The following is a 10,325-nucleotide window of genomic DNA, read 5'->3' on the forward strand; positions in this document are numbered from 1 at the left end:
TCGAATTCGCCGTCGGCTAGGGCCCTTGTCGTGTCCGTGTCGGTAGGCCATGCGATGATCCTTCGTCATGGGGAGACACACTTGGGGGAAGACGGCCGGCGCGCTGCTGCTGGCCACGACCGTGGCGGCCGTGAGCGGCTGCAGCAGCTCGAGCGACGCGGACGCCGCGAAGCCGGCTGCGAAGGCGAAGACAGTGAGCGTGGAGGACGCAACCACCACGTTCCAGGCCGCGGTGACCACGTTCGACACTGACGGCGGCTGCCTCGAGCAGAAGCCCGGTACATGCTGGGACCAGATGCAGTCGCTCATGGAGCCCGCCCGCACACTGCGGAAGGCGATGAACGCCGAGAAGGCCGTGGAGCCGGAGTTCTGGACAGACGCGTACGCGCTGATCAACACCATGGAGAAGGGCATCGCGGTCGGCGAGGACCGGGGGACCACACCCGGCGTCACGAACCGTCCCGACATCCTCGGCTCCGCGCATGACCTGTCCGACTGGCTCGACGAAAACCCGATCAAGTAGGAACCAACGAGGCCTTGTCTCGTGTGCAGGCGAGCCCGGCCCGGACCGCACAGCACGACCAGGTTCAACGAGATTCCAGGGCTGAGCGGCTCTCGAACAATCGAGCTGGGCAGTCCTACACTGTGTTACGTACTGTCGCCCCGCCGGTTGGGGAGACGGGTAGAACGACGATGCGCCCCCCTCAACAACCTTGAGGGGGGCCCTCTCTTTTGAGCGGAGTGCTCGTCAGCCGGTCAGGTGACGGGTCTCGGACTCGTTTGACTGCACGCCGGTCACAAATGCGGCCCAAGAAGCGGACGGCACGATGAGCGCCGGACCCTGCTTGTCCTTGGAATCACGGATGCCGACTTGATTTGTCAGTGCTGCGATTTCGAGGCATGAACCTCCGGTGTCGTTGCTGTAGGAGGACTTGCGCCATGCAGACTCTTCGGCCACGTTGGGGGCCATGATGGGTGTTTTGATGGCTAATTCCACTCTCGTGCTAGTTGGTACAGAAACCCGGCTGTGCTAGCCGGCGGCAGGGCGCTGTCTCGCATCGCGTCAAATCGGCGGAGGTTCCTCTGAACCTCTCGGTGTGCGTCCGTGACGCTGATGGTGTTGGGCATGTCGACCTGCACGATCGGGTCGAGCGCTTCGGAGAAGTCGAGGATCGCGAAGTTGCTTTCCGAGCGGTATGTCACGACATCATGAGTGAGGATCTGGATGGTTACGTTGTCCAGCTTGCCCAGCTGCACGATCTCGTCGTACTGCTCTCGCATGACCTCCGGGCCGCCCACCATGCGTTTCACTGCTGTCTCGTCCATGATGACGCGCAGTTCCAGGGGGTTCTCCGACCTGGTGATCAGCTCCTTCCGTTCCAGACGGAGCCGTACGTTCTGCTCTATGTACTCGGTGGTTGTCTCGTCTACCGGCTTGGCGATCCGGTAGAGAGCCGTCGCGTATGACTCCGTCTGCAAGAGGCCGAAAGCGAAGTTCGGTTGGAAAGCGCGCATCACGGTCGCGTCCTGCTCGAGGCCCCGGTACGTCGGCATCTTCGAGGGCATGAACGCCTTGTAGGGGGTCCAGGGCTCGTCGCTCAGGGAGTCGCGATGCAGTTGGAGCAGCGTCTCACGGTCCCCCTTCGGCATGTCCGGGTCGTAGAGGTCCATGAGATTCTCAAGATCGCTAACCCGGGGCAGATCGTTCTCCCCGTTCTCCACCCGCGCGAGTTTCGTGTGCGAGAAATTCAGCTTCCTGCTGACCTCCTGCTGGGTCAGGCCCTTGTTCTCGCGAAGTTTTTGTAGCTCCTTGCCGAGTTCTCTGCGCCGGAATGTGGCTCCGCGCTTCGCTGCCACCGTGCCGTCCTCTCCCCATGCGTGTCGGTGCTCAACGAGCCCCCTGTCCGGTGCCGACTTACCTCATGCCCCTGAGTGTGACACTCCCTGCCCCCTCTTGAACAAGCCCTTGCTGGTGATCTGGCATGTGCCACTTACTGAGCGTTCGCCATTGAGCTTGCACAGTAACTCGCACATGCATCACGGTAGTTGAGTCAACGCAAGCCGTGACAGGCGAGTGGATAAATTTCGCATTCCAGTGCGATGTTGCTCCACCCTGCCACTTCGTCACGCACTGGACGCCCGGAGGTCTTCGGTATGACACCACCTGCGTACGTCGTGCAGCAGGAAGGCATCCGGACGCCCCTCGAACTGTCCATCGAGCGGCGGCCCGATCCCGAGGCTGACGGACTGTCGAGAGCAGACGCCGCATGGCCGCGTCGGCTCCGCCGCATCGTCCGCGCCGGCCTCACCCACTGGGGTCGCCCGGACCTCACCGAGACCGCGGAACTGCTGCTCACGGAGCTCGCGACCAACGCCCTCCGCCACGGCCAGGGCGACGTCATCGGCGTACGCGTGTACCTCGATGGCGCCCGCTGCGTGATCGAGGTGACCGACGGCTCCCCCCTCCGGCCCGAGCTGCGCCAGGCCGGCCCCACCGACGAGGGCGGCCGCGGCCTCTTCCTCGTCGAGGCCATGGCCGACGCGTGGGGCACGAGCCCCGACGGCACACGGACCTGGTGCTCCATCTCCCTCTGTAAAGGACCCGACGACCCCATGCATCCCGCCCCTGTTCCCGCGTTACGGACGTACCCCCAGTTCTCCATCCCCGGAGACCCCAGCGCCCCGTCTCGCGCCCGCGCGATCACCCGATCCGCTCTCAGCATCATCGGGTGGCAGGGGGACCTCGACGCCGCTACGGCAGTCGTGTCTCACCTCGTCGAAAACGCGGTCGCTCACGGCGTGATGCCCGACTTCCCCGGCGAGAGCGTGACCGTACGCCTCTGCCTCAACGCGGACGGACAGCTCGTCATCGACATCGATGACCCCCACCCGAAATTCCCCGACTTCGAGGCCGCCCTGGCGGGAGAACTCGGCCGCGGCCTGCGGGAAGTTCGGCGTAGCGCAGAGGTCAGCTGGTTCACTCCGCCGGATCTCGGCGGCAAAACGGTCCGCGCCATCATGACGCCGGGGGAGGCGGACCTGTGACCGCCACCGCGACCCTGATGCAGGAACCGATCAGCTCCACGGCATCCGCCCACCACCTCGCTGAGGACATGGCCGACCTCGCCGAGCTGATCCGTACTCTCCTCGACATCGACCGCGGGCAGGACACCCGCGTACGCCTGGGCGGCACCCTCTTTGACGTCGTCATCACCAGCTCCGGCCTCCAGGCCTGTGCCGCCGTTGACCTGATGGACGCGGTCCAAGACGGCTGCGGGCCCGTCATCGAGGACCCCGAGAGCGGATGGCTCTACTGGCTGGTCCCGCCCGGGTCATACAGCCGGTGGGCGCCCCACTCTCACGCCGTGTGCCTCGGCGCTCCCCACACGATCACCCTGCCGTCCCTGACCCGCAGCACACCCCCGGGACCGTACTGGGTTCGACCTCCGGCGAGCGACCGACTGATACCGACCGGACCGCTTCGTGAGGCCCTGGCGCAGTTCCGGCCGGAGCCGACACCGCATGCCGCGCTCGCGGCCCGGTTCGAAATCACCTCCTGAGACTCCGTGCTCGTCGGCGCTGTCTGGACGTCGGCGGGCACGGGCCCCAACTCCCTGGTGCCGGAACGGATCCGGTTCCGGCACCAGGGGCCGACAGCAGTTGTGCAACCGACATACGCGGGGGGACCACCGTGGACCGACCGATAGCGCCGTACGTGATTCCGTGGAAGGGGGAGACCACCTTGCCCGGGGACATCGCGGTCACCTCGGCAGGCGTCGCCTACGCCGACCCCGTCCAGGATGCGCTCCACCGCGACCTCGACGGGGTGCTGTGGGCGATGTGCGGGGGGACTGCCACCGGTGGCCCCGCGTACGCCGCAGAGCTCCACCCCGAGCGGCAGAAGACCACCATGGAGGGACTCCTGTGCGCCGGGTGCAAGGAGCCGGGCGACCGCGATGAACGCGGGATGCTGTGGATTCTCCCTCTCCTCGACGACGCCGCGGACACGGTCTGGGAAGGCGTGCACACAGCCATCCCACCCATGTGCGCGACCTGCGCGGACAGAGCCCCGCGTCTGTGCCCGCAGCTGGGCGACGGACACGTCGAGCTCCGCGTCCGTGAAGCCGACCAGATCGGCGTCCGCGGCACGCTCCACCCCCGCCCCGGCGAGCCGGGTGAACCCGACCCGAACGCCCTGGCCCTCTACGACTCCCCAGACCTGCCATTCGTCATCGCCCGCCAGGCCGTGCGCGAGCTACGCCGCACCACCGTGGTCGCCTTCGCCGCAGCCTTCCCTTAGACCCCTGTCCGGTGGCTCGGGCCACCGGACAGGTACGACTCCGGCGCCGGCCATGGCGTCGGAAATCACGCCGGGCCGCGATGACCACGACGTGGCGTGTACTTCCGACCCTTAGACCTGAGAGGACAGCGTGCGCAGCTACTGGACGCGACCACCCGTTTACGACCGGACCAACCCGACCCACACGGGGCCTCTGGTAGTCAACTACGACTTGGACCAGCTCGAGGTCGGTGAAAACCGGGTTGTGGTAGGCCACAAGGACGGCTACGACCTTCACGACCGTGACATCGCGCCGGGCGACGGCTGGTGTCGGGCACTGTATGCGCCAGAGTGCACCTGGCCACGGGGCGCGCACGTGTGCGTACTGGTCGAGTGGCATCCGGACCACAAGGTCGGATCGGACTGGGATGCACGTCTGGAAGCCGTAACGACCAGTCTGCGCTCGATGGACTACGTCGTCGAACGAGCGGGCCAGCCAATCAACCCGGCGCAGGACTTGCGGGCCACCCTGCTCGTCTACCGCATGGAACCGGGCAAAACACCGCCTCAGCGCTCTGCTGACGCGTGGACACACGTGCCGCCCCTGCACACGTACACCTGGCGGGAGACCAACCCTCTGACCCAGATCGGACACTCGCTGCGGAAGACCAAGGCAGCTCAGGCCGGCTCGCGTTTGGTGGTACGGGATATCGCCAGCGCCCTGTGGCCTCCGGAGGCATCCTTCTGCGCACATGTGCGCTGGTGGCCGGCCCCCGGCACCTCCAGCGCAGAGGTCCACGCCGGGCTCAGCGAATTCACTTCTGTCGCGCGAAATGCCGACTTTCGGACCCGGTTGCAGGAGCGCCCCGTTCCTGACGCCGTGGAATCCGTCGACCTGCTCGCGTATCGCGAAGCCGAGGTCGCCCCAGACAGAAACGGCCTCGATACCCGCCCCTAGAACACGCCACATCAACGGCCAGTTGAGGCCTGGCCCTTGAACAGACCGAAGAGCACTGTCAAAGCCGACAAGACCGGCGCACCACGCGTACCGGCGAGGAGGAGCCCATGGCGCCACCTGAGGACCCGCGACTGACCTCCCTCTTACTCACCTTCTACACCACCCCTCGCCTCGGCCAGGAGCAGCTGAGCGACGGCGGAGGACCGTTCGGATTCGACATCACAACTGCCCTCCAGATCGATTTCCTGATTGACGCGTACGACTGCGACGGCATCGTCGAGACCGGCTGCCACCTCGGTGACACCACCGAGTACCTGGCGAACCGTTACCCGCATCTGCCGGTCCGCACCTGCGACATGGCCGCCGACCATGCCGCCTTCACCAAGCAGCGGCTCGCACGCCACCAGAACGTGAATGTTCTGCACGGTGATTCCGCGGCCCTACTCCCGAGCCTCATCCACGGCCTGAACCGGCCCCTGGTCTACCTGGACGCCCACTGGCAAGAGCGGTGGCCGCTGCGGGACGAACTCAGGGCCATCCACGACGGTGTGGTAGCCATCGATGACTTCTTCATAGGGCACGAACGCTTCGGATACGACCACTACAACGGCGAACTGTGCGGGCCCGGCCTCGTCGCGCAGGCACTGCCGGAAGCGGACGAACTGTTCGTCGGGAACCCCTACGGCAACTACCCGGTTCCCTGCCTGCAGACCGGCCGCCGCTCCGGGACCGGCTACCTCGCCCGCGACCTCGACTCTGTCCTCATGGCCCGCTCCGACTACTTCGTACGAGTTCCCCTGCGGCCGGAGATCATCATGCCGCCGTGGGAGATCTACGGACCCCGACGACGCAAGCCCGCCGAGGTGAGCGCCTGATGTCCGCTGACACCCAGGTCGACGTCACCGTACTGAACGGAGTCCCCTTCCTCGACCACGGGTTCTCCGTGCCGCGACTGTTCGGAGGCGTGGTCGCTGTGCGGCAGAGGCACGGGGAACAACTGCACGCCGAAGACCTGCCGGCGAAAGAGGACTTCCCTGCATGGCTCACCCCGGAGGTCGCGGTCAAGACCCGCCCGAACGCTTTCCCCCTCCCGGTTCGGCCGATGCCGGTGGCACGATCACGGCGCATCCGACGCGCCGTCCTACGGCTCGCGGATCTGGCCCCGTCCTGGCGGCCCTTGATGGGGCTGCCCGTCAGGTATCACCTGCTGGAGCAGGGCGACCCGTCGCTGTCGGCCTCCACCTACCTGTGGCCGCAGCACGTTCTCCTCTCGGACTCCGCGTTCGACAGCGGCCAGGCTCTCGATGAGCTGCTCGTTCACGAGACATGCCATCAGTGGCTGTACCTGATCGAGGAACTGTGGCCTTTCGATGTGCCCAATGCACGCCGTGTCGCGCTGCCCTCAGGAACCCCCGACCGAGCGCCGCGCGAGGTGATCGGCGCCGCCCATGTGGCAGCCGCCACCCTCCGCATGTACCAGGACCTCAACGTCCACAGTGACCGCGTCGACTTTTTCACGTCGTACGGCCGCGGCTGCCTCGAACTGCTCAACGACATCGACGAAGACCTCACCCCGGCCGGGCGCATCATCGCCGGCCAACTCCAGGAGGCGATATGACGACTGAGACCCGGGCGACCACATTCACGGCCTGGCCCACCGGTTTCTACCAGGCCGACCTGACCGCGATGCACGGCCCCGAGACCGTCGCTGAGATGAACGGCCAGCTCCGCACCCTGATCCTGGACGCCGAAGCGCGCCAGCCGGAGTACCGGTTCGGCGTCATCGGCGCGCAGAAGTCGAGCCTGGACATCCTGCGCTGGGAGCACCCGGCAGTCGACTGGCTCCGTGGATGCATCCTCGGCGCGATCCGGGACCTCACCGTCGACGCCCTGTCCGACAAGGAGGAACTGGCGGAGCGGGTGTTCGAGAAGTCCGAGATCCGTGCCGAGGGCTGGGCGGTCGTCTACCACCAGGGCGGCAGCCACCGGCAGCACACCCACCACGACTCGGTGTTCTCCGGCACGTACTACATCGAGACCGGCGGCGTCGGACCGGACGGCGGGCACCTCCAACTCCTCGACCCGCGGCCGGCGGCCTGCGCACGACGGGCATCCCCGGGCGTCTACACCGTGAAGCCCAAACCGGGCCTACTGGTTGGCTTTCCGTCCTGGCTACCGCACAGCGTTCAGGCCACCCTCCCACACGGCGGAACCCGCATCTGCATTGCCTGGAACGCCGGCTTCACCACCACGGAGGCCCTTTCATGAGCACGCTCCTGGAGCCCGGACGGAAGACCGTCACCCGACTGTGGGAGACCGCGTGCGCGGTCCGCACCATCGACCTCGCACCGATCACCCGGATCCGCGACATCCCCATCGACGGTCCGCAGCAGGAGTTCGTGCCGCTCGACACCCTGCTTTCCGATCCGGAGGCCCTGCGGGCGGAGTTCGCGGCCTCGATGGACGAACTGGACGAGGAGTACGGGCGCCGCGGCGGCGTGCCGAGCTACGCCGTCGCCGACGAGATGCGCCTGATCGAGGCCGCCCCCCGCGGGCGTGAGATCAAGATGACCGGCCAGGTCTGGCGGCGCGGCTTCGAACTCCCCCAGTACTGCTCTCCCTCCGATCTCCTCGGCTGGTGCTTCTTGCACGCCACCGAGCCGAGGCACGAAGACTCCGGGTCCGTAGCCCTTCTCGACCCGCGCGCGGGGAGCGAAGGAACAGCGATGCCCGGACTGCCCTGGGGCAGGGAAGTCACCTTCCGCCCCGCCCCAGGGTTGCTGACGGTCGGACCGGGCTGGCTCACCAGCACGGTCCGACCAGTCGAAGACGGCCAAGCGGTCGTCGTGGTGGTCGCAAGCGCGGCCGCCTGACCTATCCCGTCGCACAAGAGGAGACCCTGCATGAGCGACAACACCAGCACCACAGCCCCCGTCAAGTCGAAGAGCCTCGCCCTGGACGCGCCCGGCATGGGCGTGGACGCGGCATCGGTCGAGGAGTTCACCAACCTCGCGGCGGCCGGCCTGGTCGGCACCGGCGCGAACAACTGCGGCGCGGTCCAGAACAACCAGGCCCTGCGCCCGGACACCACGGTGACCCTGAAGCCGTCCACACCGGCGACCTCGGTCTGACCTGCTGTGGGGCGGGGATCGCCGGCGGTCCCCGCCCCACTCTCTGGACGATGAGTCCCGGCACCGCCTTACTTGGTGCACGAGGACTGATCACCAGCCCCCTCGATGGGTATGCACAGTTCGAACTCAACGCGGCAATCGATCTGTTCAGGAGGACACTTGAACGCCGAAGCCAAGCTCCGCGAGCTGGAGGAGATGTTCACAACCTCGGCGCGCACCGCCGTGCCGACGGCCGCTGCCCGGCACCGCAAGCCGTCAGGTAACGGCGACCAGCGCACCAACGAAGACGAGTGAGCCTGTCCTCTCCGTGAAGCAACGGGGTCCCTCCCCTGCGGGAGGGGCCCCGCCTCCGTCGTCCCGAGGAACGGCTGATGCTGAGTATCCGGATAGACACATCGCCCGGCAGGTCCTGGGAATGGAACGGCGTCCGCTGGCACAGCGGCTCATCCTGGATCGAGCCCTACGATCACCCCGCGCTGGAGACCTGGTCCGGGCATGCCTCCACCCGGACCTTCCTGATGGTCCGTGAACGGCTCCCAGGCCACGCCCTCCTGCCCCCTGGTGCCCCGCAGGAGATGAACGGCCGGGCCTACGAAGCGGCCATTGCCGGAGCACGCGAGTGGGCCGGGGCTTATCACCTCATCGAGAGCACACCGGCCGGCACGAGCATCACGACGGGTGTCCGTGGTACGGCACCCATCTATCTCACCGTGAACGGGACCACCCTTCACGGTCATTGGGACATAGCCAGACTGCGCCCCCAATTACTAAACGATGATCTCGACCCCATTGAAGTCGCCCGGCTCTTGGCACTGGCTGGTCACTACAGCACCCGCACCGCATGGTCCCGGATATGCCTGCTCACCGAGCGGTCTACCGCAGACTTCCATGACGGAGACTTGACAGTCCGTCTGCCCCAGCCTGCCCAGCACGACGAGGCCCGTGAACTCGCCGCGGACGCACCCGTCATTGCGGCCTATGAACAGCTCCTCGACGCTGTCCTGGCCGATCACCACTATCTGCCCGACCGGATCGCGGTTGAGCTGTCTGGGGGAATGGACAGCAGCAATGTGGCCTTGTCTCTGGAGCACTGTCACGGCCGAGGGCTCGCCAGTGGCGCACTCATGCAGGGAGGGGAAGCTGGACAGCAGCAGAAGCGGCGACGCGAGACGCTGATCAACTACGCCGGGTTCCGAGACACCACTCTGCTCGCTGCGAACTACCTACCGATTGATCCCCGGCACCAGCCATTAACCCCGCTCGGCCCGCACGAAGAGATCTACATTGCCGGGCACAGCACGCTGCTCGCCAGATGGAAGGCCGACGGAATCCTGTGGGCCGCGACAGGAGTTGGGGGCGACGAAATGCTGAGCCTGCCACCGCTCTCTCTTCCCCCACCGTTGACTGTCCACGACGTCCCGCCGTGGCTCACTGCGTTCACAGTTGAGGCCCTGGGAGACCAAGAGGCCGGTGTACCACCGGCCCCGCCGATCTCTGACTCCACGCTGAGGGCAGTGGCCTGCGGCACACCGATGTACTTGCGCGCGGGGATCTGGCCCCTGTACCCGCTCGCTGATCCCGCGATGTGGAGGTTCGGGCAATGGCTGCCGGCAACATGGCGTGAGAACAAGCGCTTGGCACGCTCCAGGCTGCAACGGCTGGGGTTCCCCCCTGAGGTATCGCACCCTCCGCTGCGGGAAAACTTCCATGCGGTGCTGTACGAAGGGCTCATCCGCTTCGCCCCGCGCGCGCTGCGAGAGGTGCTGAGTACCGGATCTCCGCTCGTGGATGACGGGTACGTCGATCCAGAAGAGCTATCGAAAGTGGCTGACCGACTGGAACGGCAGCAACTTGAGAAGGGGGACGTAATGGCGGCGCACGTTTTGCGCCTGCACAACGCGCTCGTTTGACGCCTGTGGGGGCTTCCCGGCGTCTAACTGGGAAGCCCCCATGGCTT

14 protein-coding genes are annotated in these 10,325 nt (G+C 66.5%); 12 read left to right on the plus strand and 2 right to left on the minus strand.

Features of this window, described 5'->3' with window-relative positions; all coding sequences use genetic code 11:
- Positions 1-67: 67 nt before the first annotated feature.
- Positions 68-523, plus strand: a complete 456-nt coding sequence (locus tag M2271_RS35975) for a hypothetical protein (protein WP_280891660.1) — start codon at positions 68-70, stop codon at positions 521-523.
- Positions 524-748: 225 nt separating this feature from the next.
- Here the strand turns inward: M2271_RS35975 and M2271_RS35980 are convergent, their stop codons facing one another.
- Entirely contained in the window at positions 749-970 is a 222-nt protein-coding gene (locus M2271_RS35980; RefSeq protein ID WP_280891661.1) for a DUF397 domain-containing protein, read from the minus strand.
- Positions 971-987: 17 nt separating this feature from the next.
- The gene (locus M2271_RS35985) at positions 988-1,857 is read right to left on the minus strand and encodes a helix-turn-helix transcriptional regulator (RefSeq protein WP_280891662.1); all 870 of its coding nucleotides are present in this window, start codon (positions 1,855-1,857) and stop codon (positions 988-990) included.
- Positions 1,858-2,154: 297 nt separating this feature from the next.
- Here M2271_RS35985 and M2271_RS35990 point away from each other — a divergent pair, with 297 nt between their 5' ends.
- From M2271_RS35990 to M2271_RS36040, 11 genes are all read left to right on the plus strand, one after another.
- Entirely contained in the window at positions 2,155-3,045 is an 891-nt protein-coding gene (locus tag M2271_RS35990) for an ATP-binding protein (RefSeq protein ID WP_280891663.1), read from the plus strand.
- Entirely contained in the window at positions 3,042-3,560 is a 519-nt protein-coding gene (locus M2271_RS35995; protein WP_280891664.1) for a hypothetical protein, read from the plus strand. Before M2271_RS35990 ends, M2271_RS35995 begins: the two co-directional genes overlap by 4 nt.
- A gap of 131 nt (positions 3,561-3,691) precedes the next feature.
- On the plus strand, positions 3,692-4,300 hold the full coding sequence (locus M2271_RS36000) for a hypothetical protein (protein WP_280891665.1): 609 nt from the start codon (positions 3,692-3,694) through the stop codon (positions 4,298-4,300).
- Positions 4,301-4,430: 130 nt separating this feature from the next.
- Entirely contained in the window at positions 4,431-5,237 is an 807-nt protein-coding gene (locus M2271_RS36005) for a hypothetical protein (protein WP_280891666.1), read from the plus strand.
- A gap of 107 nt (positions 5,238-5,344) precedes the next feature.
- On the plus strand, positions 5,345-6,112 hold the full coding sequence (locus M2271_RS36010) for a hypothetical protein (protein WP_280891667.1): 768 nt from the start codon (positions 5,345-5,347) through the stop codon (positions 6,110-6,112).
- Complete coding sequence (locus tag M2271_RS36015; RefSeq protein ID WP_280891668.1) at positions 6,112-6,855, plus strand: HEXXH motif-containing putative peptide modification protein; 744 nt, start codon at positions 6,112-6,114, stop codon at positions 6,853-6,855. Before M2271_RS36010 ends, M2271_RS36015 begins: the two co-directional genes overlap by 1 nt.
- On the plus strand, positions 6,852-7,505 hold the full coding sequence (locus M2271_RS36020) for a putative 2OG-Fe(II) oxygenase (RefSeq protein ID WP_280891669.1): 654 nt from the start codon (positions 6,852-6,854) through the stop codon (positions 7,503-7,505). The genes M2271_RS36015 and M2271_RS36020 overlap by 4 nt, the downstream gene beginning before the upstream one ends.
- Positions 7,502-8,110 (plus strand): hypothetical protein, encoded by a 609-nt coding sequence (locus tag M2271_RS36025; protein WP_280891670.1) that lies wholly within the window; start codon positions 7,502-7,504, stop codon positions 8,108-8,110. The genes M2271_RS36020 and M2271_RS36025 overlap by 4 nt, the downstream gene beginning before the upstream one ends.
- A 30-nt stretch (positions 8,111-8,140) precedes the next feature.
- Positions 8,141-8,368, plus strand: a complete 228-nt coding sequence (locus M2271_RS36030; RefSeq protein ID WP_280891672.1) for a hypothetical protein — start codon at positions 8,141-8,143, stop codon at positions 8,366-8,368.
- Between the two features lie 159 nt (positions 8,369-8,527).
- Positions 8,528-8,662, plus strand: coding sequence for a hypothetical protein (locus M2271_RS36035; RefSeq protein WP_280891673.1), 135 nt, complete (start codon positions 8,528-8,530; stop codon positions 8,660-8,662).
- A gap of 77 nt (positions 8,663-8,739) precedes the next feature.
- A complete protein-coding gene (locus tag M2271_RS36040) occupies positions 8,740-10,278 on the plus strand; it encodes a hypothetical protein (RefSeq protein WP_280891674.1) in 1,539 nt (512 codons plus the stop codon).
- Positions 10,279-10,325: the final 47 nt, after the last annotated feature.

The sequence above is a fragment of the Streptomyces sp. LBL genome (assembly GCF_029893585.1).
Classification (GTDB): Bacteria; Actinomycetota; Actinomycetes; order Streptomycetales; family Streptomycetaceae; genus Streptomyces.